This is a genomic window from Amycolatopsis sp. 505 (assembly GCF_031625235.1).
Taxonomy (GTDB): Bacteria; Actinomycetota; Actinomycetes; order Mycobacteriales; family Pseudonocardiaceae; genus Amycolatopsis.
In genome coordinates, this window is record NZ_JACKQP010000001.1 from 912,422 (window position 1) to 935,214 (window position 22,793).

The following is a 22,793-nucleotide window of genomic DNA, read 5'->3' on the forward strand; positions in this document are numbered from 1 at the left end:
CACGCCGACTTCACGGGGGACGGACGCACATGCAGGCCGACTCGCTCGCCGAACTGGTGGAGCTGAGTCCGGACGCGATCTGCGTCCACGAGCACGGCGTGCTCACCTACGCCAACCGCTCGGCCCTCGAAGCACTCGCCGCGCGATCCGCCGACGAGGTCATCGGCCGCCGGTTCACCGATTTCGTCGCCGAGGACGCGCGGGCCGCGGTGCTCGGCAAGCTCGCCCGGCTCACCGAGCCGGGGCAGGCGAGCGAGCCCGTCGAAGCGCTGATGTCCCGGCTGGACGGCAGCAAGTTCGCCGTCGAAACGGTGGTGGTGCGCCTCGGCGAAGGCGCCTACCAGGTCGTCATGCGTGACATCACGGCGAAGAAGGCGGCCGCCGACGCCCTCCGCTACCAGGCCGCGCTGGTCTCGCACGTCAGCGACGCGCTGATCGCGACCACCGGCGAAGGCGTCGTGACCAGCTGGAACCCGGCCGCCGAGGCGGTGTACGGCTGGACCGCGGCGGAGGCCGTCGGGCGGCGGGCGAGCGAGCTCGTCGGCGCGCCGCTCGACCTGCCGGAAATCCGGCGCGGCGGCGGTGTCGCGGAGGCGGTGCACCGGCGACGGGACGGGGCTCCCCTGGCCGTCCGCGTCTCGGCAGCTGAAATGAACGACGGGTACGTGCTCGTCTGCGCCGACGAGACCGCGCGGCGGCGGGCCGAGCAGAACTACCGCACGGTGGTCGCCTCGCTCGACGAAGGCGTGCTGGTGATGGGCCCGGGCGGGCTGATCGAAGCGGCGAACCCGGCGGCCTGCCGGATCCTCGGCGTCGCCGAGGCCGACCTGCTCGGCGTCCCGTGCCACACGCTGACGCTGTTCACCGAGTCCGGGCGGTGGATCCCGCCGGACGAGATGCCGTCGGTGCAGACGCGGCGGACCGGCGTCACGCACAACGGCCTGGTGGTGCGCCTGCGGCGGCCGGACGGCCGCGACGTCTGGGTGTCGCTGACCTCGCGGCTGCTCGCCCCGGACGACCCGGCGGCGATGGCCGTGGTCACGTCGTTCACCGACATCACCGAGACCCGCGCGATCAGCGCGCAGCTCGCGCACGACGCCACCCACGACCCGCTGACCCGGCTGGCGAACCGGACCCTGGTGCTCGGCCGGCTCGACGTCCGCGAGCGCGGCGCGGTCACCGTGCTGTTCCTCGACCTGGACAAGTTCAAGGTCATCAACGACTCGCTCGGGCACTCGGTGGGCGACCAGGTGCTGCGGATCGTCGGGGAACGCCTGCGCCGCAGCTCCGGCCGCGACGACCTGGTCGGCCGGCTGGGCGGCGACGAGTTCGTCGTCGTCACCGCCGAAGTCACCGATCCGGGCGAGGTCCGGGCGCTGGCCGAGCACCTGCGGGCCGCGCTGGCCGAGCCGCTCGGCGTCCTCGGCCGGCAGCTGCACCTCGACGCGAGCATCGGCGTCGTGCTCGTCGGCCGCGACGACCGCCGCAGCGCGGAAGACCTGCTGCGCGACGCGGACATCGCGATGTACCAGGCGAAAGCGCTCGGCCGCGGGCGCCACCACTTCTTCGACGCCGGCCTGCGCGAGCGGATGCAGCGGCGGCTGCGGATGGAGCAGGACCTGCGCGACGCGGTCCACGACGGGCAGCTGTGGCCCGCCTACCAGCCGGTCGTCGACCTGCGGACCGGCCGGATGGTCGCGGTGGAGGCGCTGCTGCGGTGGACGCATCCCCGGCAGGGGCCGATTTCGCCGGCGGAGTTCATCCCGCTCGCGGAGGAGAGCGACCTGATCAACGTGATCGGCAAGGAGATGCTGCGCGCGACGACCCGCGAACTCGCTTCGCGGCGCGCGCACCAGGATCTGGACCTGACGCTGAAGGTCAATTTGTCGACCCGTCAGCTCGACGACCCGCACCTGGTGCCGGCGGTCCAGGACGCGCTGGCGGCCACCGGGCTGCCGGCGGGCGCGTTGTGCCTGGAGGTCACCGAAAGCGCGTTGATGCGCGATCAGGAAGCGGCCGGCGAAGTGCTGGCGGCCCTGCGATCCCTGGGCGTTCTGCTGGCAATCGACGACTTCGGCACGGGCTATTCGTCGCTCGCCCAGCTGCGCCGGCTGACCTTGGACACGCTGAAGATCGACCGCTCGTTCATCACGGGGATCGCCGAGTCCCGGGACGCGGAGGCGATCGTCACGAGCATCATCGCGATGGCCCACGCCGTGGACCTGACGGTGATCGCCGAGGGCGTCGAGTCGGCGGAGCAGGTGGAGCTGCTCCGCGCGCTCGGCTGCGACCAGGCGCAGGGCTACCACCTCGGCCGTCCGGTGCCGGCGGCCGAGCTGTTCGGTCAGTAGACCCGCTTCAGCCGCTCCAGTTCGTCCGCCGTCAGTTCGATGCCCAGGTCTTTGAGGGTCGTGTCGAGTTCGTCGGGCGTGACGGTGGTGGTTTCGCTGTGGCCATCGGGGTTTTCGACGGTGAGTTCGCGGCCGAGCAGCTTGCGGCTGAGGCCGGGCTCGATCCGCATGACGACCAGCCGCCCGGTGAACGGCGACTTCGGGTGCGTGGACGTGTAGTGGTGGTAGACCTCGTAGTCGATGGGGTGCATCTCGTTGAGGCGGAATTCGAGGATGTCCTCGTCGCCCTTCTGCAGCGTCCACCACTCGCCGTTGCGCCGGATGCGGTGCGGCCACCCGGCTTGGTCGACCTCGTGGCCGTCGGCGAGCGGCATGGGCGCCAGGATCCCGGCCCCGAACCCGACGTCGGCGAGGAACTGCTCGCCGTCGACGTCGACGACGAGGGTCATGTGCGTGTAGGGCCCGGGCCGCCGCGGTTGGACGCGCGCGGAAAGCCGGTGCACGGTGTAGCCGAGCTGTTCGAGGACGGCGGCGAAGAGGCCACTCTGTTCGTAGCAGTAGCCGCCCCGCCGCCGCCCGACGAGTTTCGCGCTCACGACGTCGAGCGAAATCCCTTGGTGCTGCACGAGAACGACGTCGACGTTCTCGAACGGGATGGTGTCGACGTGGGCCCGCATGAGTTCGCTGAGCGCGGCCGCGGACGGCGCCTGCCGAGGCTGCCCGACGCGCGCGAGGTAGGCGTCGAGGTCGACGGCGCCGATGCCCCATTCCCCTTCGGTGGTCATGGGTCCATGGTGGACCCGTTCGTCATCCTTCGTGGACGACCTGCCGAACCTCGACGGCGGTGTACTGGGCATCCGGGATCTTCGCGGCCAGCTCGACGGCCCTGTCCTCGCTTTCGACGTCGACGACGTAGTAGCCGCAGAGGAAGGCCTCGGACTCGACGTAGCCGCCGGTCTTGGTCTGCGCCACGCCGTCCTTGACCTGGACGGTCTTGGTGGTGGCGGGTTCGGCGAGTGCTTTGGTCTCGACCATTTCGCCGGTCTCGGTGACGAGCTTGATGAAGTCCCCGTGGCCTTCGTAGACGGCGTTCTTCTGGTCGTCGGTGAGGGTGCCCCAGAGGGTCGGGTTCATGTGGAGGGTGAGGAGGTAACGCATGGCTCGGCTCCCGGCGTGTGGGCGGCGGCCCCGGGTGGGCTGCCTTTCGCCGGGTGGTCGTGGCCGGGTCTCCGGTCCGGACACGGGTGGTCGGGGTTCACTCGTTCGGCCTAGCGCGCCCTGTCCGCCGTCTCCAGCAGTACACGGCTCACCTGTCGCGTCCTCGCGGTGCGCCAGCACCAGCTCCTGGCACTCCCCCGCGGTGATCCCGGCCCCGGTCGACCACCGGCCTTCGACGAGCACCAGCCGGCCGCCGGGCTTCAGCAGCCGCACCCAGGCCCCCAGCGCGGCGGCCGGATCGGGCATGGCCCACAAGACGTGCCGCGCCAGCACGACGTCGTACGCCCCGGCCGGACACGGCGGATCGGCGGCGTCGCCCAGCCGGAAGTCCACCTCGGTCGTCTTTCCCGCGGCGACAGCGAGCATCCGCGTGGAGAGATCGACGCCACACACGGCATGACCGGCCTGGACGAGCAGGAGGGCGAGACTTCCGGTGCCACACCCGACATCCACGACGGCGGAAGGAGCGGACGGCATGAGCGGCAGCAGGAGATCCGACCAGGCGGCCCGGACGTGGGGATCTTGCAGCCCGTGGTCGGGCTGCTCGTCGAACGTCGCGGCTTCGGCGTCCCAGATGTTCGTCACCGGGCACATCTTGCCGAGCAAACAAGAAAGCCGCCTTGACCGGAGTCAAGACGGCTTCTTAGAGGGTGGCCAGGGCCGGGGTCGAACCGGCGACCTTCCGCTTTTCAGGCGGACGCTCGTACCAACTGAGCTACCTGGCCGGGAACGCCGGCGAGGAGCCGAACGATCTTGCGACCCTGACGGGACTCGAACCCGCGACCTTCGCCGTGACAGGGCGACGCGCTAACCAACTGCGCCACAGGGCCTTGCTTCACTACTGTACTGCGTACTCCCAACGGGATTCGAACCCGCGTTGCCGCCTTGAAAGGGCGGAGTCCTAGGCCGCTGAACGATGGGAGCCCGGCCGGTTTCGGGTGACCGACCGACCGCGCTCTCAGGTTCCCCTGGGAGCGATTACAAGCATAGGGCACGCCGCCACCGCTTTGCACCGGGGGTTCCTTAAGCCCTCGGCAAAGCTCAGACCTGCGCAAACGCCGCCAGCTCCGCCAGGCGGCGATCGAACTCGGCCAGCTCCGGCTCCGGCAGCGCCGACGCCAGCAGTTCGCCGATCCGGTCGTCGGTGAGCGCTTCGGCTCGCTGCCGGCGGTCGCGCAGGTCCGGCTTGCGCTCCGCCGACGCCACCAGCTCGTCGGCCGCGTCCTCGGACCACGCCGTGCGCAGGAGACGCGCGCGGCCGCCCTCCGGGTCCGCGATCACCGCCTCCGGGACCGACAGGCCCAGTGCCCGCAGGGCCGCGAAGTGGAGGCCGCCGCGCAGTTCGCGGAAGACCATCAGCGCGAAGCCGAGGCGCTCGACGTCGCCCGTCGGACGCTCGGCGTTCTTCCATCCTGCGAAAAGCGCGAGCCCGCTCGCGTCCGCCGCGTCCACGACCCGGAACAGCAGCTCCGCCAAGCGGCCGGGCTCCGGTACGGCCGAAAGGCTGACACGCGACCACCGGGCCGATGACTCGGCGTAGGCACGGACCGCGGCGGGCGCGTCGAGGGCGGCCGTCGCCGACGGAAGGACGTACTCGAACGGCCAGTGCGGGAAGATGCCGAACAGCTCCGCAGCCACCTTCGGCGGGACGTCCCCGAGCACCGCCGACCGCCCCCGCACGTACAGCGAACGCGGCGGCAGCCCGACCTCCGCCTCGACCGCGGCCAGCTCCGGCGACGTCATGAACTTGCCGCCCAGCACCTGCACCACCGGCCTGATCCGGTTCGCCAGACCCGCCGCGCCTTCGACCGTCGTCATGTCCACCCCTTTCGACGCAGCAACCGTAACACTGTTACTAAACTTGCGTCAAACAGCGCACGACAACCCGGCAATTACTCCCCGGAAAGCGGCACAACCAGCGGAAATATCACCGGACGGGCCCGGCGCACCGCGCCGGACCCGCCCGCTCAACGCTGAACCGGCGCCTGCCCGTCCTCATCCAGGTTCAACCCCAGCATCTCCAGCAACTCGACACAGTCCTCGACCCCCAACGCACCATGCGCCACCGCCAGCCGAGCCCGCCGGACCTGATCATCCGACACCCGCTGCGCATCCGCCGCCCCACTCCGCTGCGCCGGCAACGCACCGGCAAACGGCGCACTCCCCCCATCGGCACCTTCGTACCGAAGGAGGAACTGCCGCACTTCAACAGACCCGCTCATAGCCCCTCCACACGGCTCACAACAACTTGGCCGCGAGGCTAACCAGCAGCGGCCACCACACACAGCCCCCCGGAGAGTGAACCTGAGGCCACGCTCCGCTCAACGCAGCGCAATCGGCACAGCCCGAGCAGAACCCCACCCGAACGAACGTCACCCCCGCCCAAAGTGACACCACACCGGGAAATTTCCCGCTCTCCACTCGCCCAACCACCCAACTCGTGCAACAATCGAAGTGCTGACACACCCCCGGTCAGCGCCTGTGGAGATCCCCTCCGACCCCCGCGTTCCTCCCCCTGGCGCGGGGGTCCTCCATTTCTTGGGGGTGCTCGGGCTTCGCCCTGCGCCCCCCAAGCATTTCGGCGTGCTGACCCGGGGGGCCGAGCCCCCCGGACCCCCACGGTGCGGCCTGTTGCCGACCCAGCGTGGTGGCGTTTTCGCCTCGGGCGCTGCGCGCCCTGGCGAGTCTGGCCGAGTCGTGTGGTGAGTCAGGCCTTTGTTTGCTTCGCGAAGCTGGCGCTTCGCTCCCCGGTGACCCCGCCTCTGGTGCCCCCTCGCCATGCGTTGGCGAGTGCCGCTGAGCCCGCGACGCCTTCGGCCGTCGGCGCCGCCGTCCGTGGGGTTTGAGGTGATCGACTCGGTGGGTTATTTGGGGGTTGCTCTTTGTTGTTGGGGGTTGGGCTGAATGGGTGGGGGTTGGGCTGAATGGGGAATGTTTGTGGCGTGTTGTAGCTCACAGTGGTTTGTGTGGCGAGATCCAAACGTTATCGTGGCCCTCGTGCCTCTTCCCTCCCTTGGCCGCTTGAGCAGCCGCACGAACCTGAAAGCCGCCGCGTCTTCCGGGCGTCATCGTGGTGCCGCGAAGCCCGTGGACGACGGTGTTGTCGAGGACACTGAGCTCACGTCCTACCTGGCGGCGCTGGCCCCCGACAACGACCTCGAGAGCACCGGATCCGGCAAGCGGTTCGGAGAAGCCCAGGTCATCCAGCTGCGGATGAGCCTCGTCGCCAACCAGCAGCTCAAGGACATCGCCGCCGAGCGGCAGATCTCGCCGCAGGCGCTGGCCCAGGAGTGGATCCTGGAACGGCTCAACTGGGAGGGCCAGGCGTCCTCCCTGCACGACCAGCGGCAGCAGGCCGTCGGCGAGGTCAGCGACCTCACCGACGAGTTCCACTTCCCCGCCGACGCCTTCGACGCGCCGGCCGTCGCGCGCCGCTGACGCGCGACCGGACACACGAGAAAGGGCCCCCGGCGGAAGCCGGGGGCCCTTCGCTCAGGCCTTGAAACGCGCAACGGGCCTGCGAGGCTTGTTCAGCCTCAGTTTCAGATCGCGCGGACCTTCTGGGCCTGCGGACCCTTCTGGCCCTGGCCGACCTCGAACTCCACTCGCTGGTTCTCCTCGAGGGTGCGGAAACCGCGGCCCTCGATCTCCGAGTAGTGAACGAACACGTCGCCTTCGCCGCCGTCCTGCGCGATGAAGCCGAAGCCCTTCTCCGCGTTGAACCACTTCACAGTGCCTTGCGCCACCGCTGTACTCCTCGTTACACAGATCCGCTTCGAATGCCACCGAAGCGGCACCCCGACCGTCCCGGGCGGTTCCAACGAGACGAGTCAAGAGCGGGTCGGCTCCATGGCTCGCGTCAGAAGTTCCGCGAGTGTGAAGCCACGAACACGCAAAACGACGGCCTGAGAGCAGACTACCGGGATCTGGCCAAAGTTGAACCCCGTGATCGAGGCGAAAACCGGCTCTGCGCACCAAGGTCACCGGAACGTCGTAGGGCTCCCGCCCGGTTCTGTCGTACCCACCGGCTAGTCTGGCGCAGCACAGCGACACCGTGATCACCGGATACGGCTCGGAGTCGACCGTGCCCCCTCCGTGAAAGCCCCTCCCGGCCATTGTGACGTTAGTCACGCCAAGGTTGCTCAACGTACCTGGTCCACGGGGCGTCTCGAAGGGGGGAAGCACCAAATGGGGCAAAGGGGAATGGGTGTGACGGTGAGGATCTCCACGCGGCGCCGGGGCGCTGCCGTGGCACTGGGCTTGGTCGCCGTGCTCACGCTGGGGGCGTGCAGCAGCGAGCCGACGGTCTCGGCGAGCGGTTCGTCGGGCGGGGGCCCGACCAGCTCGCCCGCCCCCACCGCGCAACCGGCCAAGCTGACGGTGACGCCGGCGGGCGGCGCCCAGGACGTCGCGCCCGGCGAACCGGTCGGCGTCCAGGTCACCGACGGCACGATCATGTCCGTCACGCTGACCAACCCGGACGGCAAGCAGGTCCAGGGCCAGACATCGCCGGACAAGAAGACCTGGAACACCACCGAGCAGCTCGGCTACGGCAAGACCTACACGTGGACCGGCCAGGTGCAGGGTGCCGACGGCAAGAACGTCCCCATCGCCGGCGCGTTCACCACGGTCAAGCCGAAGCGGCAGATGGCGGCCAGCCTGAACGTCGGTGACGGCCAGACGTACGGCATCGCGATGCCGATCGCGCTGAACTTCCCGAGCCGCGTCACCGACAAGGCCTCCGTCGAGAAGGCGCTGTCGGTCGAGACCACGCCGAAGACCGAGGGCTCGTGGGCTTGGATGCCCGGCGACGCTTCGGTGCACTGGCGGCCGAAGGAGTACTTCAAGCCCAACACGCAGGTGAAGGTCAACGCCAAGATCTACGGCGTCAAGATCGGTGACGGCGTGTACGGCAAGCAGGACGTCTCGGCCAGCTTCGCCATCGGGCGGTCGCAGATCGTCAAGGGCAACACCACGCAGCACACGATGCAGGTGATCCGCGACGGCCAGCAGATCGCCGACTACCCGGTGAGCTACGGCCTCGACTCCGACCCGGGCCGCGTGACGCACAGCGGCGTGCACGTCGTCATGTCGAAGCACGCGACCTACTCGATGAGCAACCCCCGGTACAACTACACGGACGTCAACGTGCCGTGGGCGGTCCGGATCTCCAACAACGGCGAGTTCATCCACGGTCTCGCGGCGTCGGTCTGGGCCCAGGGCAAGAAGAACATCTCCCACGGCTGCCTGAACCTCTCGCCGGCGCGGGCCAAGGAGTACTTCGACGGCGCTCTCACCGGCGACCCGGTCGAGATCACCGGCAGCACGCAGACACTGAGCGCGAAGGACGGCGACTACAGCGACTGGACCTACGACTGGGCGAGCTGGCAGAAGCTGTCGGCGCTCGCCCGCTGAGCCAACGCCGAACACCGAGCGGCCGGGAAGTCCTCTGCGGGCTTCCCGGCCGTTCGCGTTTTCCCCCGGGGAATCCCGAGAACTCCCCGAAACCCGATGCAACCCCGGTGATCACCCGCCGCATGACTAAGGGCAGAGGCGCAGCGATCCCAGCCGCGCCCGCGAGAATGAGGAGCTGTCTTGCGTATCCGCATCGCCCTGACCCTCGGCGCGCTCGTGCTCGCCGGTGGCGCCCTGACCGGTGGCATCGCGCTGGCTTCGGAGGCGCAGGCGCCGGCCCCGACCCAGACGACCCGGCCGGCCGAGCCGACCGTGGCCCCCGCCCCGGAGCCCACCCGGACCCGCCCGCAGGCGCCGAGCGCCGTTCCCGCCCCGCGCGAGACGTCCCGGCCGGCCCGCACCGGACAGGCTCCGCGCGTCCCCCGCGCCGTCCCGGCCGGCCCCACCGGTGACCTGCACCTGCCGGCCGTGTGGGAGACCCGGTAACCAGGTGATCTCCCGCTCCCGTCCGTCGACCGGGCCGGGCTCGCCGTGGGACGGCGAGTTCGCCCGGTACTTCGGCGAGCGCGCGCACAGCCTGCGATCGACCGCCTTCCTGCTCTGCGGGGACTGGCACCAGGCCGAAGACCTCACGCAGGCCGCGCTGCTCAAGCTCTACCTCGCCTGGCCGAGGCTGTCGCGGCACGACACGCTGGACGCCTACGCGCGCAAGATCGTCCTGCGCACGTTCCTCGCCGAGCACCGGCGCAGCAGGTGGAAACGGGAGCGGCTCACCGACGCTCCGCCGGAACTCCCGGCGGAGCCCGCCGCGAGCCCCCAGGACGAACTGGTCCGGCAGGCTCTGGCCGTGCTGGCCCCCAAGCAACGCGCCGTGCTGGTGCTGCGGTACTTCGAGGACCTGAGCGTCGAGGAGACGGCGAAGGCGCTCGGCTGCAGCACCGGCACGGTGAAGAGCCAGGCCTCCCGCGGCCTGGCCACGCTGCGCAAGCGGCTCGGCCCGCACTACGGTGCGTTGACCTTCAGCGCACCCACGGAGGGGAGGTGACGAACATGGACCCCGAAGACGACGTCCGCGCGATCCTGACCGGCGCGGCCGGCGGCCCGCAGCCGCCGATGCGCCTCGAAGCCGCCGACGTGATCGAGCGCGGCGGCCGGGTCCGGCGACGGCGCAAGCGCTTCGCCGTCGTGGGCACTTCGGCCGCGACGGCGGTCGTCCTCGCGGTGGCCGGTTTCCTGGCCGGTCACCGCGTGGGACCACCGGAGCCGGTGCAGCCCGCCGGCCCCGGGTTGTCCACGGTCGGCACCACTCCCCCGACGTCGGCCGAGGTGCCGGCGACGTCGATCGCGCCGGAGTCGCCGACGGCCGAGCCGGGCCAGACCCGGTCCCGCTCGTCGCGGACGTCGGTTCCCCAGGCGCCGTCCGCGGGCCCGCGGGAGACGTCCCGCACGGGACGGGTGCCCACGCCTTCCTCGACCCCGAGCGCGACCCGGCCCGCGGCCCCGACGGCGGCGACCACGCGCTAGCCGTGGCGCAGATCACCGCGTTTTCGTGGGTTTCCGGCGAAATATCCGGTGGGTTGGTGGCGATATGTCCGGTGGCGTTCCGATCGGACGCCGGACAACCTGCTCAGCCGGACGCCCCGCGCCGGCCCGAGAACCCGAGGAGGAAGCACATGGTGCTCGCCGCACTGATCGTCGAAACCGGAATTGCCGTCGTGGTCGCGGGGGCGCTCGCCGCCTGGTCCCGCAAGCGCTTCACTCCTCGCCACGACGCGAACTGACCCTCCGGCGCACGTGTGCCCCGCCCGGTGATCCGGGCGGGGCACACGGCTGTCCGGCGGCCGCTCAGCGCTGAGCGGCCGCGGAGGCCAGCTTGCCGCCGCTGTCCTCGGTGTCGATCTCGTCCATCGGCACCTGCGACGTCTCCGGGATCTTGATGATCGGGAGGATCGCGATCAGGGCCGCCGCCATCAGGTAGTACGCCGGCCAGTCCTCGTTGCCGGTGCTCTTGATCAGCGCCGTCACGATGACCCCGCAGGTCCCGCCGAACAGCGACGTCGAGACGTTGTAGCCGATCGCGAACGAGCCGTAGCGGACCCGCGTCGGGAACATCGCCGGGAACGTCGAACCGATCACCGCGAGCATGAACACCAGCAGGATCGCCACGATCAGGAACCCGACGAACAGCCACAGGATGCTGCCGGACTGCATGAGCTTCAGGCAGGGCCAGCTCAGCACCAGGAACCCGATGGCCGCGGTGAGCAGCAGCGGTTTCCGGCCGATCCGGTCGGACAGCGCGCCGAGCGGGATGATGATCGCCATCTGGATGACTTCGACCGCGATGATGATCAGCGTCGAGGTGTTGTCGTTGATCTTCAGCGTGTCGGTGAAGTACGTCGGCATCGTCGTCAGCAGCAGGTAGTCCGCGACGTTCAGCAGCAGGACGATGCCGATCAGGTTGAGGATCATCCGCCAGTTGCGGACGAAGATCTCCTTGAGCGGCGCCTTCTTCGGCGCCTCGCCCGCGGCTTCCATCCGGCGGAACTCGGGGGTGTCCTCGAGCTTGTTCCGCAGGTAGAGCCCGATGAGGCCGAGCGGCAGCGCGACGAAGAACGGGATCCGCCAGCCCCACGCGTCGACCTGGTCGGCCGACAGCGACAGCGTCACCGAGAGCACCACGAGGTTGCCGAGCACGTAGCCGGCCAGTGTGCCGAGTTCGAGGAAGCTGCCGAAGAAGCCGCGGCGCTTCGTCGGAGAGTATTCGGCGATGAACGTCGCCGCTCCGCCGTACTCGCCGCCGGTCGAGAAGCCCTGGATGATCCGCAGCAGCAGGATCGCGATCGGCGCCGCGATGCCCATGCTGTAGCTGCCGGCGTACGTCGGCAGGACACCGACCAGGAACGTGCAGCCGGACATCAGCAGGATGGTGATGGCGAGGACCCGCTTGCGGCCGAGCTTGTCGCCGAGCGGCCCGAAGAACGCCCCGCCGAACGGCCGCACGATGAACCCGACGGCGAGCAGCGCCAGCGACTTCAGCACGGCGTTCCCCTCGCCGGGGAAGAACTGGGTGCCGATGCTCACCGCGATCGCGCCCGAGGTGAAGACGCCGTAGTCGTACCACTCGGTGGCGTTGCCCATGGCCGACGCCCACACGGCGCGCTTGACGGTTCTCTCGTCCACCGACGGTTTGCCCGTCGTTGCTGCTGGTTCGCTCATGCCGGCGACGACTCCTCCCGTGCAGTGCCCATTGGGCCGTTCGAGCTCATCAGCCCAGTCTTGACCGGCTCTCCCACCTCGGCAGCCTGAGCCGGAAATTGTCTACGGTGGGGAACTTTCCGGCTACTGAGAGAGGTAGGCGGCCGGGTCGCGCGCGAGGGGCGGTTACCCGCCGGTTAACGTCAGCGCATGAGTCGTGTTTCTCAACCCTGGCCGCCGGTGGCGGTGGAGCCCGCGGTCGTGCACCCGAAGGCGCCGGAACCGGGCACCGAGCTCGGCGTGCACTTCCCGGAGTGCTTCGGGTGCGGCGACGAGGCCGACGCCGGGCTGCACCTGCGTTCGACCGTCGGCGAGGGCCAGGTCGTGCACTCGCGGTTCACCGTCACCAAGGCCCACCAGGGCGCGCCCGGGCTGGCCCACGGCGGGCTGCTGGCCTGCGCGTTCGACGAGGCGCTCGGCTCGACGGTCGGCAACCTGATGCGCCGCCCGGCGGTGACCGGCAAGCTCGAGACGGACTTCCGGCGGCCGGTGCCGGTCGGTTCGACGCTGTTCATCGAGACCCGGCTGGACGGCATCGCGGGCCGCAAGATCTACGTCAGCGCGGACGGCCGCCTCGACGCCGAGGACGGCCCGATCGCGGTCAGCGCGCGGGCGTTGTTCGTCGTCGTCGGCTTCGAGCACTTCAGCACCCACGGTGACTCGCAGGCGCTGGAGAAGCTGGCCGCGCAGCACGAGAAGAACCAGCGGGAGCGCGACGCCCGCGACTGGGAGATCAACCCCTGATCCCGGCCGGCCTCAGGTGAGGGTGCGGGGGCGGATCGCGTTGGCCCGGTCGACCAGCTGGATGCGCTCGTCGACCGTGCCCGCCAGCCGCGCCAGCGCCCGGTAGCACCGTTCGAGGCCGAACCGCAGCTCGCGTTCCTCGAGCTGGCAACCCAGCACCCGCGCGCCCGGCGTCGGCTTGCCCTGCTTGAGCCATTCGTGCGCGGCCTCGAGCACGCCCGCGGACAGCTGCGTCCGGCGTTCGGCGTCCAGGCGGAGCCGCTCGAGCCGGGCCGACGCGTCGAGCAGGTCGTGCTCGGTGACCGGGGTTTCGCGGCCGTTGGCCTTGGTCGCGGTCGTCTTGATCTTGATGGCCGCGACCTGCGCGTCGACGTAGTGGGTCGACGACGGCGGCACGGTCTCGAGCACCTCGACCGCGCTCGCCCGCGCGCCCTGCGCCAGGTACACGCGGGCAAGACCGAAGGCGGCGCTGACGTAGGTGCGGTCGGTGCGCCAGACCAGCTCGTAGAACCGAGCGGCGGCGAAGTAGTCGCCGACGCCTTCGGCGCTGATGCCCAGGGCGAGCTTCGGGGCGATCTCGCCCGGCAGGTCGTCGTACACCGCTTCGAACGCGACGTGCGCAACCCGCGAACGGCCGCCCGCGAGCTCGATCAGGCCGCGGTACCAGTCGATCCGCCAGTCGTGCGGGAAGCCGTTCTTGATGGCCAGGTACTGCGCGGCCTGCAGCTGCCGCTGGGCCTCCGCGAACTCGCCCAGCTCGATCCGGGCGCGCACGATCCGCAGCCGCACCTCGATCGACTCCCGCGGCGCGCCGGCCAGCGCCTCGATGGCGGCCCGCGGGTCGAGCGCGGTCGTGGTGGCGAGCACGCCCGCCGCCGGGTCGTCCGTGTCCACCTGCGGGATCGGCAGCCCCGCGACGACCTCGTCCGCGCCGGGCAGCGGCACGCTGGCGCCGGTTTCGGGCACCACCAGCTGCACGCCGAACGTGCGGCTCTCCGGGCCGAACACCGTGGACACGCCGGGCCGCGGCTTGCCGGTGCCGAGCGCCATGATCTCGCGCAGCACCCCGGTGAGCTGGTCGGACATCTCCTCGGCGGAGAGGAACCGCCGGTCCGGGTCGGCGTGCGTCGCCCGCCGCAGGAACCGGTAGTACGAACCGAACAGCGCGAACAGCGGGACGGCGTCCGGGCCGGGCAGGGTGGTCTTGAACTTGCTGGTGTAGCCGGTGAATTCGAAGCTGAGCACGGCGAGCGTGCGCCCGACGGTGAACAGGTCCGACGCCACCGACGCGCCCTGCGTCGGCAGTTCCGGTGCGCTGTAGCCGGTGGTGAAGAACAGCGGGCTCTCGTAGTCGTCGGTGCGGCGGACCGCGCCGAGGTCGATCAGCTTGAGCTGCTCGTTGGTCTGGATGACGTTGTCCGGCTTGAGGTCGCAGTAGAGCAGGCCCTGGCTGTGCAGGTAGCCGAGCGCGGGCAGGATCTCCAGCCCGTAGGCGATGACCTGGCCGATCGGCAGCGGCTCCGGACGGCGGCTTTCCCGGTGGTGCGCCAGCGCGAGCTGCCGCAGCGACTGGCCGCCGACGTACTCCATCACGATGTAGCCGGTGGTCGTCCCGCTGTGGGCGTCCGGGTGCTGCACGAAGTTGTGGATCTTGACGATGTTCGGGTGCTCGACCTCGGCGAGGAACCGCTGCTCGTTGGCCGCGGCCGCCATCGCCGTCGCGTCGCCGGTGTCGATCAGTCCTTTGAGGACGACCCAGCGGTCGCTGACGTTGTGGTCCTGCGCCAGGTAGATCCAGCCGAGACCGCCGTAGGCGATCGCGCCGAGGACCTCGTACTGGCCACCGACGAGCTCGTGCGGCTGGAGCTTCGGGAGGAACGAGAACGGCGCGCCGCAGTTCTCGCACTTCCCTTCCGGCGAACCGGGTTTGCCGTCCTTGCCGCGGCCGACCTTCGCGTTGCAACTGCCGCAGAACCGCTTTTCCTCCGACACCACCGGGTTCGTCAGCACCGCGGACGCGGGATCGCGCGCGGGAACCGGCGGAACTTCGACCAGCCCGGCGCCGAGACGGCCGCGGCGGGACCGCGACGTCCGCGACGACGTCCGCCGCGAAGTGCCGGGGAACGCGCCGGAGCCGGAACCCGAGCCGCTGCCGGTCCCCGTTCCGGTGCCCGTTCCCGTGCCGGTGTGCCGGCCTTCGCTCGTGCGCTCGGGCAGGACGCTTTCGGTGCCCGGATCGGGCAGCGGCGCCCCGGGCCCGTTGTCCGGCCGCGGCACCGGCGGCATGATGCTCTGGGTTTCCGGAGCAGGCGCGGCGAGAACGCTCGTCGGCTGCGGCGCGTCAGGGTCCGGGCGCACGGCCTGCGCCGACGGGGCGACCGGCGGCTGCGGCGCGTCGAAATTCGGGCGTACCGCCTGCGTCGGCTGCGGCGCGTCGGAGTTCGGGCGCACGGCCTGCGTCGGCTGCGGCGCATCGGGATTCGGGCGCACGGCCTGCGTCGGCTGCGGCGCGTCGGAGTTCGGGCGCACGGCCTGCGCCGAGGGCGCCACCGGCACGTTCGGCGCCACCGGCACGTTCGGCGGCTGCGGCGCACCGGCGTCCGGCCGCTGGGCCGGCGTCGGCGGCGCGACCGGGGCGATGCTGCCCGGCGGGCGGGTCGGATCTTCCGCGCCCGGGATCGGCGGGCGGGGCTGCCCGCGCGGCGGCGTCGGCGGGCGGCGCCCGGGTACCTGCCCGGCCGGTTCGCCGTCGTCGAGGCGGCCCGAGATCGACGGTTCCGGCGTCTCCCACCGCACCGGTGGCGGCGGCTGCCAGCTCGGCGTGGCCACCTGCTGCGGCTCGTCGTCCGGCGCGGCGTGCCGAGGACGGCGCGGCTCCTCCGACACTGCTACCTCCCGGATCCCCTGCGACGTGCGGAGATCGATCCTAGTCGCGCTGAGTTACCTTCACTGCTGGTACTGGGGCGACGGCGGCGAAGCCGGGCCGAGCCGGGCTTCCACCCAGCGGCGGTAGCTGTCCTGCCACACGCCGTTGCCGCGGATCTGGTCGAGCACCGCGTTGACGTAGCGGACCATGTCCTCGTGGTCCTTCGGCACGCCGATGCCGTAGTTCTCCTGGGTCAGCCGCTCGCCGCGGACCTCGAGCGTCGAGTCCTGGGCGGCCATCCCGGCGAGGATGGTGTCGTCGGTCGACACCGCCTCGACCTGGCCCTGCTGGAGCATCACCAGGCAGTCCGACCAGTTGTCCACCGAGGCCGGCACCGGCTTCGCCGGGTCCGTCGCGATCTTCGCCAGCGACGTCGACTTCTTGGTCGCGCACACCCGCTTGCCGCTCAGGTCCGCCAGCTTCTGCGCCTTCGACTCCTTGGTGACCAGGATCTTCTGGCCCGCCACGTAGTACACGGAGGAGAACTCGACGTCCTTCTTGCGCGCGCAGGTGATGCTGTAGGTCCGGACCACGATGTCGACCTGGTGCTTCTTCAGGACCTCTTCGCGCTGCGACGACGGGATCGCGCGGAACTGGACGTGGCCGTCGGCCGAGCCGAAGATCGCCTTCGCGACCGCGTTGACCATGTCGATGTCGAAGCCCTCGAGGTTGCCCGAGGTGGGGTTGCGGAAGCCGAACAGGTAGGTCGTCTGGTCGACGCCGGCGATCAGCTTGCCGCGCTTGCGGATGTCGGACATCGTCGAGTTGTCGGGGACGGTCGTGCTGGTCGGCGACAGGCTGGCCAGCGGGTTGCAGCTCGTGTCGGAGGTCCCGCCCGCCGTCGCGTCCGGGCCGCCGACGTGCGCGGGCTGCGGCCAGGCCGCGTTGCCGACCGGCGCCGGGTCGACCGGTTTCCCGGGGCTGCCGCAGGACGCCGCCAGCAGCGCGACGACCGCCAGCACGCCCGCCCGGACCGTGTTCCCGCGCCTGTTCACCGGTACTCCCTCAGTCGCTCCCGGATCCCCATGGTGACACCCGCCGCGGCGACGATCGCCAGCACGGCCAAGCCGGGGGCGAGGAGCGTCAGTGCGCGGTCGCCATTGTGGGTGTCGTCGACGAAGTCCTGCCGTCCGACGTCGATGGCCGCCTGGAGGCTGTCGTCGAGCCGCCGGAACGCCGGTGCGGAACCACCTTTCGCGTCTTCCTGCACGGCGGAGTCGACGGCTTCCTGGTACGCCCCGGCGTCGTCCTGGGCGCGCACCTGCCGGTGCGCCTTCAGCCAGTCTGTCGCGGCCGCCGACGCGTCGGCGATCTTCGTGGCGCCGGCGCCGTCCTTGATCAGGCCGCGGGCTTCGCCGAGGAGACCCCCTTGGCCGTCTTCGCCGACCAGCTGGACCGCCTTGGCGCTGAAGTCCTTCTCGTACGACCCGCCGTCGCCGCGGGCGACCAGCGTCAGCGTTTCGTCGGCGCGGGCCTGCAGCGCGGCGATCCGCGCGCGGACGAGCACGTCGACGCGGTGCGAACCGTCGTCCTGGCCGCTGCCGACCAGGCTGCCCTGGACGATCAGCGCGACCGCGCCCCACAGCAGCGACACCACGACGGCGGCCGTCGCGACGACGAGCCCGACGTTGAGCAGCCGGTTGGTGCGCCGGGTCAGGTAGACCTGGGCGACGATCAGCGCGGCCAGCAAGGCGACCACCAGGATCGTGGCGAGCCACGGGAATCCGGTGGCGCTGTCCTGTTCTTCGATGAGCCGCTCGGTGTCGACGCGGTAGAGGTCCTGGGCGGCGGGCAGGATCTTCGCCCGCATCAGCTCGGACGCCTCGCGCAGGTAGGACGCGCCGACCGGGTAGCCGAGCCGGTTGTTCGCCCGGGCCGTCTCGACGAGCCCGGTGTAGACGGGCAGCTGCTGGTTCAGCGTGTCGACCGGGGCGGCCGCGGCGGCGACGTCCGCGCTGTCGGACGCGGCCTTGGCGAGCGCCGCGCCGGCTTCGGCGATGTCCCGCTCGTAGCGCTGGCGGAGCTCGGGCGGCTCGGTGCCGATGGAGAGGAACGCGCTCGCGGCGGTCGCGTCGGCGTCCGAGAGCGAGCGGTAGACCTGCTGCGACGCGGCGGCCAGGGGCTCGCGGCGGTCGATGACGCCGCTGATCGTGTCGTCGCGGTCCTGCACCGACAGCGTCGCGACGAGCCCGGCGACCAGCGCCAGCAGCACCAGCCCGACGGCGATCACGGTGAGCCGGCCGGGCGTGGTCGCGGCCGACCGGATGACCGCGCGGACCCCCTGGCCCGGCAGGTCGAGCAGCCCGAGCAGGCCGCTGCGGCCCCCGGCGCGGTCGCGGTTGTCCGGTGGCGACGGCGGAGCTCCCGGCGCGGGCGCCGGGGCCGTCGCGGTGCTGGTCATCCCCGAATTCCTCCCCCTGCCATCCGGGGCATCGCCCCAGGCCGGGGGCTTCGCCTCCCGGAGCCCCCGAAAAAGATCGCTGTGAGCCGTACCCGCAGAAGGTAGCCGAGTCGCCGCGGGCGCAGCCACCGGCACCGCCCGCTGTCATCAGCACGTGATCTGGGCGGATGTGTTCCCGGGCACACCGGTGATCAGGTCCGGACTTCCGCCAGGACGCGCCAGTGGCCGTCTTCGGGGCCCGACGTCAGCGTTCCGCCGGCGAGGGCGAGCCGCTCGCGCATGCCGGCCAGGCCAAATCCTTCACCTGTCCGGGTGAACGCCGCGAGCGTGTTGCGGACGTCGAGCCGGACGACGCCGGGCGCGTGGCTCAGCCGCATCCGGATGTCCTCGCCGGGTGCGTGCTTACCGGCGTTGGTCAGGGCTTCCCGGGCGATCCCGGCCAGGGCGACGACCGCCGCGGACGGGAGCGGCCGGGGCGCGCCGTCGGCGGCGAAGTCCACGGTGACACCGTGGTCGCGGGCGTGCGCGGCGGCCACCGCGGCGAGGGTTTCGGTGAGCGGCGGGACATCCTGGCGCAGCGCGGCGACGGCGTCGCGCGCCTCGGCCAGCCCGGTGGCGGCGAGACTCCGCGAGCGCCGGACCGAGCGCAGTGCACCGTCCACATCGGACTTCTGGGTCAGCAGCGCCTCGGCGAGTTCGAGCTGAACTCCCAGCGCGCCAAGGGAGTGCGCGAGGACGTCGTGGAGTTCGCGGGCGATCCGGGTGCGTTCGTCGAGCGCGGCGGCGCGGGCGTGTTCGGCCTGGGCGAGCCGCGTCTGCTCCAGCAGCGCCTGGCTCTGCGTCGCCTGTACCTCGTATTGGCGGCGGTTGAGCCCGAGCAGCACCAGCAGCAGCATCACGCCGGCGTCGGCGAGCGACTCGCCGAGGGAGTGGCCGGCGAGCGCGTGCGACGTCACGGCCAGCGCGACGTCCAGGAGGCCGGTGGCGATGATCGTGCCGACGCTGACCGAGGTGAGGGTGGCGAGCCGGCCGAGGGCGATGACGGACAGCAGGATGGCCGACGAGTCCCCCGCCCAGCCGATGATCGCCGCCGGCACGGCGCTGGCGGCGGCGAGCAACGTGGCCGCCGTTTTCGGCCGCCGCCGTGTCTGCAGGACGAAGCCCAGCCAGCCCGCGGTCGCGACGCCGTACGCGGTCCAGACGCGCGGGTCGGTTTCGCGGGCGGTGAGCAGGGTGGCGGCGAAGAAGAGCGTGCCGAGCAGCTGCACCACCAGCCAGCTCGGCGCGATGGTGTCGGGCAGGCGTTTCGGCACGTTCTTCTTCGCCGCCGGTCAGCCGCGGATTGCCGGGGCGAGCGAGTGCGGGAGCACAGCTTCGGGGTCCGCCGGCCGCCGGACGACCACCTCGACGTCGTCGGCGAAGCGGTACGGCTTCGCGCCGAGGATGCCGCCGAAGTGCCGTCGCAGCCGGGACATTTCGGCGCGGACGGTGACGGTCCGGCCGGCGTCGCCGAACAGGTCGGCCGACAGCTCGGACGCCGACCGGCCGTCGCGGTGGCTCGCCAGCACGTAGAGGACTTCGGCGTGGCGCGGGCTGAGCCGGTGCGTCCAGGTCCCGGCCGCGCTGGCCACGGTGAGCTCGGGCTCGCGCGGCGACCGGACGTCGAGCACGACGCGGGTGGGCGGCGCGGCGTCGTTCTCGGTCAGCCGGAGCAGCCAGCCGCCGGGGACCGGCTCGACCGAGCAGCCGCCGTACGCGGGCAGCCAGGCCCGTCCGGGTCCGAGGCCGGTGGGCAGCGCGACCCGGTCGACCGGCGCGAGCCCGGCGGCCGCGGCGACCCAGCCGTGTTCGTCGGCCACCATGGCGCGTCCGCCGACCTTCGCGAGGACAGGGACGGCGAAGCCCCTCAGTCTCTCCAGTTCGGTGCGGTGGGTGGTGCGCAGCTGGGCTTCCGCGAGCCGCGTGACGGCGTCGACCAGCGCCAACGTCGTCGCGTGGACGGTCGAGGCCGGCCCGGAGAGGTCGACGACGCCGAGCAGCCTGCCGTCGCGCGGGTCGTGCAGCGGCGCGGCCGCGCAGGTCCAGGAGTGCTGCGCACGGACGTAATGTTCGGCCGAGTAGACCTGGATCGGGCTGCGCGCGACGAGCGCGGTGCCGATCGCGTTGGTGCCGACGGCTTCCTCCTGCCAGTCGACGCCTTCGACGAACCCGAGCCGGTCGGCGCGGCGGCGGACCGCGGCGCTGCCGTCCCGCCAGAGGACGGCACCACCGGCGTCGGCGATCACCATGATGTGCGCGGCTTGTTCGGCGAGGCTGATCAGGCCGCCGCGCAGGATCGGCAGCGCGTCGGCCAGCCCGCTCGCGCGGCGACGGGTTTCCAGCTGCTCGAAGCTCAGGACGGGCGCGGCGGCCCGGCTGTCCGGGTCCATGCCGAGCCGGCGCATCCGCTGCCAGGACGCGCCGATGACGGGACGCAGCTTGCTGGGCAGCGCCTGGCCGTTCAGGGCCGCTTCGTGCACCTGCGCGAGGACACGGGCGTGCCGCCGGGGATCCGCCCCGGCCGGCAACGCCGCCTCGAGGTCTCGCTGCCCCAACCGCCGCTCCTTGTGCTGTACCTCCTGGGAGTCTGCCGTTTCGGCCGGATGATCGGTAGGTGGCGCACGTCGCGGTTTCCTTCGGACGTTCGTGCGGTCAGTACGAGACGTAGACGTCGGTTTCCAGCTCGTCCGGGGCGGAGTTCGGGGCGGAGATCGAGGCTTGGATGAGCCGGGCGACTTCGGCGTCGATCGCGTCGAGGACCTGTTCGCGCAGCTCACCGCTGTCGGTGACGCGGGTGCGGAACCGCTGGAGGCAGTCCCCGACGTGCCGGGGGAAGCCGGCCTCGATCAGCGTCGGTCCCCCGCCGGCGCGGGCCCGGCCGACCGCTTCTCCGGCCGCTTCGTGCACGGCGAAGAAGTCGGATCCGTCGACGACGACCCCGGGCACGCCGAGCCCGGCCACCCGATCGGCGTAACCGGTGTCCTCGGTGACGAAGATGGCGGGGAGGTGCCAGGCCGACGCGAGGTTCAAGGCCTCGAGCGTCGTGCCGGGGCCGTCGCCGAGGAAGGCGACGCCGACGCCGCCGAGGTCCTGCTGTTTCGCGGCGATCGCGGCACCGCAGATCAGCAGCGGGACGCCGCCTCGTGTGTTCGTGGTGAGCAGCCGGTCGTGCCGGATCTCGGCCAGGACGGCCCGGACGTCGACGCCCTTGGCGATGCGGTGCCCGTGCCGGCGGTGCGTGCCGGCGATGGCGTCACGGCTGTCGAGGTGGAGGCAGACGCCCGCGGCCAGGGCTTCCTCGCCGGCGTAGGGGTGCCCGCTCGCGCGGACTTGCTCTTCGACGGCCCGGATGGTCCGCATCACGCGATACGCACCCTGGAGGGCGTCCGTCATCTCCGGCGCTCCTTCCCCGGTTCGGTGTCCGTGCGCAGGAGCCCTTTTCGCGCCGCCTCCGCCATCGCGGCCCGGACGTCGACGACCCAAGGCCCGTCAGGTTTGAGCTCCACGAACGCGCTCTCGCCGGTTTTGAGTTCGAGTTCCCGTTCGCCGTCGAGAGCGATGACACCGCCCGCCGCAGCGAGCTCGACACGCACCCCCGGCCGCAGGAGCCCCCAGCCGCGCACGCCGACCGGCCGCACGAGCCCAGGTGCGATCGGCGCATGCACGACGTACGGCGTCTCCCCGACCGGCCCGAGCTGCAGCGCGACGCCGTCCGGGCTCGACCGAGGGCTGGGACACAGTTGGCCTGGAACGCTCGTGAGGCCGATTCCGTCCGGCTCGGCGAAGGTGCAGTACAGCTCGGTGAGCGAGGAGGGGTCCCACAGCGCCCGCGCCCCGATGTGCCTGCTCAGCGACACGCAGACGTCGACGAGCGCGATTTCCCTGCGGGCTTTGGTGACGACTTCGAGCACGTTGACGCGGTGGGTGACGAGGTCCGGGTCGATCTGTCCGGTGGCGATCAGCCCCGCGGCCAGGCCGGCGACGGTCGCCTCCCGCACCTGCGGGAAGACGTTGTTGGTCCCGGTGGAGAGGGCGAGCAGCGGAACGTCTTCGCAGGCCTTGGCGGCAACCCGGGCCGTCCCGTCCCCGCCGAGGACGACGATGACCCCGGCGCCGGCCTCGACCATGCGACGCACGGCGTTCGTCGTGTCCGCGGCGGTACCGGTGAGAGCGTCGTCCTCACAGAAGTCGACCTTCGGCCAGGAGCCACCACGCCCGAGGGCGCGCAGGACCGCGGCGGAGATGCCGCCGAGGTCGGTCGAGACGAGGGCCCGGTCGAGCCCGGTGACGGCGAACGCCGCCAGCAGCCGCTGGACCATGTTCGCCTTCTCCGCGGTGGGGAACACCGACGCCTGCGCGACCAGCCGGCGGATGTCCCGCCCCGAAGCGGGGTTCGCGACGATCCCCGCCACCGTTTCACCCACCTGACCTCCCGTTCTTTCAC

Annotated in this window: 21 protein-coding genes and 3 tRNA genes; 8 read left to right on the plus strand and 16 right to left on the minus strand. The window is 71.4% G+C overall.

Features of this window, described 5'->3' with window-relative positions; genetic code table 11:
• The first annotated feature begins 29 nt into the window (after positions 1 to 29).
• Positions 30 to 2,351 carry an EAL domain-containing protein gene (locus H5965_RS04375; RefSeq protein WP_310968005.1) on the plus strand — a complete coding sequence of 774 codons (2,322 nt, stop codon included), beginning with the start codon at positions 30 to 32 and terminating at the stop codon, positions 2,349 to 2,351.
• Here the strand turns inward: H5965_RS04375 and H5965_RS04380 are convergent.
• The 7 genes from H5965_RS04380 to H5965_RS04410 all read right to left on the minus strand — a co-directional run bounded on the left by H5965_RS04380 (position 2,345) and on the right by H5965_RS04410 (position 5,791).
• A complete protein-coding gene (locus H5965_RS04380; RefSeq protein WP_310968006.1) occupies positions 2,345 to 3,136 on the minus strand; it encodes an arylamine N-acetyltransferase in 792 nt (263 codons plus the stop codon). The two genes, H5965_RS04375 and H5965_RS04380, sit on opposite strands and share 7 nt — an antisense overlap.
• Before the next feature lie 22 nt (positions 3,137 to 3,158).
• Positions 3,159 to 4,154, minus strand: a complete 996-nt coding sequence (locus H5965_RS04385; RefSeq protein WP_310968007.1) for a methyltransferase domain-containing protein — start codon at positions 4,152 to 4,154, stop codon at positions 3,159 to 3,161.
• 66 nt (positions 4,155 to 4,220) lie between these two features.
• Positions 4,221 to 4,294, minus strand: a tRNA-Phe gene (locus tag H5965_RS04390).
• Positions 4,295 to 4,325: 31 nt separating this feature from the next.
• Positions 4,326 to 4,399 (minus strand) — tRNA-Asp (locus H5965_RS04395).
• Between the two features lie 21 nt (positions 4,400 to 4,420).
• Positions 4,421 to 4,493, minus strand: a tRNA-Glu gene (locus tag H5965_RS04400).
• A gap of 117 nt (positions 4,494 to 4,610) precedes the next feature.
• Positions 4,611 to 5,387, minus strand: coding sequence for an SCO6745 family protein (locus H5965_RS04405; protein WP_310968008.1), 777 nt, complete (start codon positions 5,385 to 5,387; stop codon positions 4,611 to 4,613).
• Between the two features lie 149 nt (positions 5,388 to 5,536).
• Positions 5,537 to 5,791, minus strand: coding sequence for a hypothetical protein (locus H5965_RS04410; RefSeq protein ID WP_310968009.1), 255 nt, complete (start codon positions 5,789 to 5,791; stop codon positions 5,537 to 5,539).
• A gap of 775 nt (positions 5,792 to 6,566) precedes the next feature.
• Between H5965_RS04410 and H5965_RS04415 the strand changes: the two genes are divergently transcribed.
• Positions 6,567 to 7,007 (plus strand): hypothetical protein, encoded by a 441-nt coding sequence (locus H5965_RS04415; protein ID WP_310968010.1) that lies wholly within the window; start codon positions 6,567 to 6,569, stop codon positions 7,005 to 7,007.
• 104 nt (positions 7,008 to 7,111) lie between these two features.
• On the opposite strand, the gene H5965_RS04420 is transcribed toward H5965_RS04415, so the two are convergent.
• Positions 7,112 to 7,315: a cold-shock protein gene (locus tag H5965_RS04420; protein ID WP_003097368.1), complete on the minus strand. Its 204-nt coding sequence runs from the start codon at positions 7,313 to 7,315 to the stop codon at positions 7,112 to 7,114.
• A 457-nt stretch (positions 7,316 to 7,772) separates the two neighbouring features.
• Between H5965_RS04420 and H5965_RS04425 the strand changes: the two genes are divergently transcribed.
• The 5 genes from H5965_RS04425 to H5965_RS04445 all read left to right on the plus strand — a co-directional run bounded on the left by H5965_RS04425 (position 7,773) and on the right by H5965_RS04445 (position 10,765).
• On the plus strand, positions 7,773 to 8,984 hold the full coding sequence (locus H5965_RS04425) for an Ig-like domain-containing protein (protein ID WP_310968011.1): 1,212 nt from the start codon (positions 7,773 to 7,775) through the stop codon (positions 8,982 to 8,984).
• Between the two features lie 180 nt (positions 8,985 to 9,164).
• Positions 9,165 to 9,470, plus strand: coding sequence for a hypothetical protein (locus tag H5965_RS04430; protein ID WP_310968012.1), 306 nt, complete (start codon positions 9,165 to 9,167; stop codon positions 9,468 to 9,470).
• A 4-nt stretch (positions 9,471 to 9,474) separates the two neighbouring features.
• Positions 9,475 to 10,029 carry a SigE family RNA polymerase sigma factor gene (locus tag H5965_RS04435; RefSeq protein WP_310968013.1) on the plus strand — a complete coding sequence of 185 codons (555 nt, stop codon included), beginning with the start codon at positions 9,475 to 9,477 and terminating at the stop codon, positions 10,027 to 10,029.
• Positions 10,030 to 10,034: 5 nt separating this feature from the next.
• The gene (locus H5965_RS04440; RefSeq protein ID WP_310968014.1) at positions 10,035 to 10,508 is read left to right on the plus strand and encodes a hypothetical protein; all 474 of its coding nucleotides are present in this window, start codon (positions 10,035 to 10,037) and stop codon (positions 10,506 to 10,508) included.
• Positions 10,509 to 10,510: 2 nt separating this feature from the next.
• Positions 10,511 to 10,765, plus strand: coding sequence for a hypothetical protein (locus tag H5965_RS04445; protein WP_310968015.1), 255 nt, complete (start codon positions 10,511 to 10,513; stop codon positions 10,763 to 10,765).
• A 64-nt stretch (positions 10,766 to 10,829) separates the two neighbouring features.
• On the opposite strand, the gene H5965_RS04450 is transcribed toward H5965_RS04445, so the two are convergent.
• Positions 10,830 to 12,164, minus strand: coding sequence for an MFS transporter (locus H5965_RS04450; protein WP_310968493.1), 1,335 nt, complete (start codon positions 12,162 to 12,164; stop codon positions 10,830 to 10,832).
• Positions 12,165 to 12,389: 225 nt separating this feature from the next.
• Here H5965_RS04450 and H5965_RS04455 point away from each other — a divergent pair, with 225 nt between their 5' ends.
• Positions 12,390 to 12,983 carry a PaaI family thioesterase gene (locus tag H5965_RS04455; RefSeq protein WP_310968016.1) on the plus strand — a complete coding sequence of 198 codons (594 nt, stop codon included), beginning with the start codon at positions 12,390 to 12,392 and terminating at the stop codon, positions 12,981 to 12,983.
• Between the two features lie 12 nt (positions 12,984 to 12,995).
• Here H5965_RS04455 and H5965_RS04460 read toward each other — a convergent pair whose 3' ends face one another.
• The 7 genes from H5965_RS04460 to H5965_RS04490 all read right to left on the minus strand — a co-directional run bounded on the left by H5965_RS04460 (position 12,996) and on the right by H5965_RS04490 (position 22,773).
• Positions 12,996 to 15,869, minus strand: coding sequence for a tetratricopeptide repeat protein (locus H5965_RS04460; RefSeq protein WP_396136856.1), 2,874 nt, complete (start codon positions 15,867 to 15,869; stop codon positions 12,996 to 12,998).
• A 60-nt stretch (positions 15,870 to 15,929) separates the two neighbouring features.
• Positions 15,930 to 16,871 carry a glutamate ABC transporter substrate-binding protein gene (locus tag H5965_RS04465; protein WP_396136876.1) on the minus strand — a complete coding sequence of 314 codons (942 nt, stop codon included), beginning with the start codon at positions 16,869 to 16,871 and terminating at the stop codon, positions 15,930 to 15,932.
• A gap of 29 nt (positions 16,872 to 16,900) precedes the next feature.
• The gene (locus H5965_RS04470) at positions 16,901 to 18,310 is read right to left on the minus strand and encodes a hypothetical protein (protein WP_310968018.1); all 1,410 of its coding nucleotides are present in this window, start codon (positions 18,308 to 18,310) and stop codon (positions 16,901 to 16,903) included.
• Positions 18,311 to 18,501: 191 nt separating this feature from the next.
• Positions 18,502 to 19,623 carry a histidine kinase gene (locus tag H5965_RS04475; protein WP_310968019.1) on the minus strand — a complete coding sequence of 374 codons (1,122 nt, stop codon included), beginning with the start codon at positions 19,621 to 19,623 and terminating at the stop codon, positions 18,502 to 18,504.
• 18 nt (positions 19,624 to 19,641) lie between these two features.
• A complete protein-coding gene (locus H5965_RS04480) occupies positions 19,642 to 20,904 on the minus strand; it encodes a GAF domain-containing protein (protein WP_310968020.1) in 1,263 nt (420 codons plus the stop codon).
• 97 nt (positions 20,905 to 21,001) lie between these two features.
• The gene (locus H5965_RS04485; RefSeq protein ID WP_310968021.1) at positions 21,002 to 21,742 is read right to left on the minus strand and encodes a thiamine pyrophosphate-dependent enzyme; all 741 of its coding nucleotides are present in this window, start codon (positions 21,740 to 21,742) and stop codon (positions 21,002 to 21,004) included.
• On the minus strand, positions 21,739 to 22,773 hold the full coding sequence (locus H5965_RS04490; protein ID WP_310968022.1) for an NAD(+)/NADH kinase: 1,035 nt from the start codon (positions 22,771 to 22,773) through the stop codon (positions 21,739 to 21,741). Before H5965_RS04490 ends, H5965_RS04485 begins: the two co-directional genes overlap by 4 nt.
• Between the last annotated feature and the right edge of the window lie 20 nt (positions 22,774 to 22,793).

Bases quoted from the DNA above. Each gene is read 5' to 3' on its own strand.
- H5965_RS04485 (WP_310968021.1), bottom strand. From the start codon at position 21,742: ATGACGGACGCCCTCCAGGGTGCGTATCGCGTGATGCGGACCATCCGG.
- H5965_RS04405 (WP_310968008.1), bottom strand. From the start codon at position 5,387: ATGACGACGGTCGAAGGCGCGGCGGGTCTGGCGAACCGGATCAGGCCG.
- H5965_RS04425 (WP_310968011.1), top strand. From the start codon at position 7,773: ATGGGTGTGACGGTGAGGATCTCCACGCGGCGCCGGGGCGCTGCCGTG.
- H5965_RS04470 (WP_310968018.1), bottom strand. From the start codon at position 18,310: ATGACCAGCACCGCGACGGCCCCGGCGCCCGCGCCGGGAGCTCCGCCG.
- H5965_RS04455 (WP_310968016.1), top strand. From the start codon at position 12,390: ATGAGTCGTGTTTCTCAACCCTGGCCGCCGGTGGCGGTGGAGCCCGCG.
- H5965_RS04410 (WP_310968009.1), bottom strand. From the start codon at position 5,791: ATGAGCGGGTCTGTTGAAGTGCGGCAGTTCCTCCTTCGGTACGAAGGT.
- H5965_RS04380 (WP_310968006.1), bottom strand. From the start codon at position 3,136: ATGACCACCGAAGGGGAATGGGGCATCGGCGCCGTCGACCTCGACGCC.
- H5965_RS04440 (WP_310968014.1), top strand. From the start codon at position 10,035: ATGGACCCCGAAGACGACGTCCGCGCGATCCTGACCGGCGCGGCCGGC.
- H5965_RS04375 (WP_310968005.1), top strand. From the start codon at position 30: ATGCAGGCCGACTCGCTCGCCGAACTGGTGGAGCTGAGTCCGGACGCG.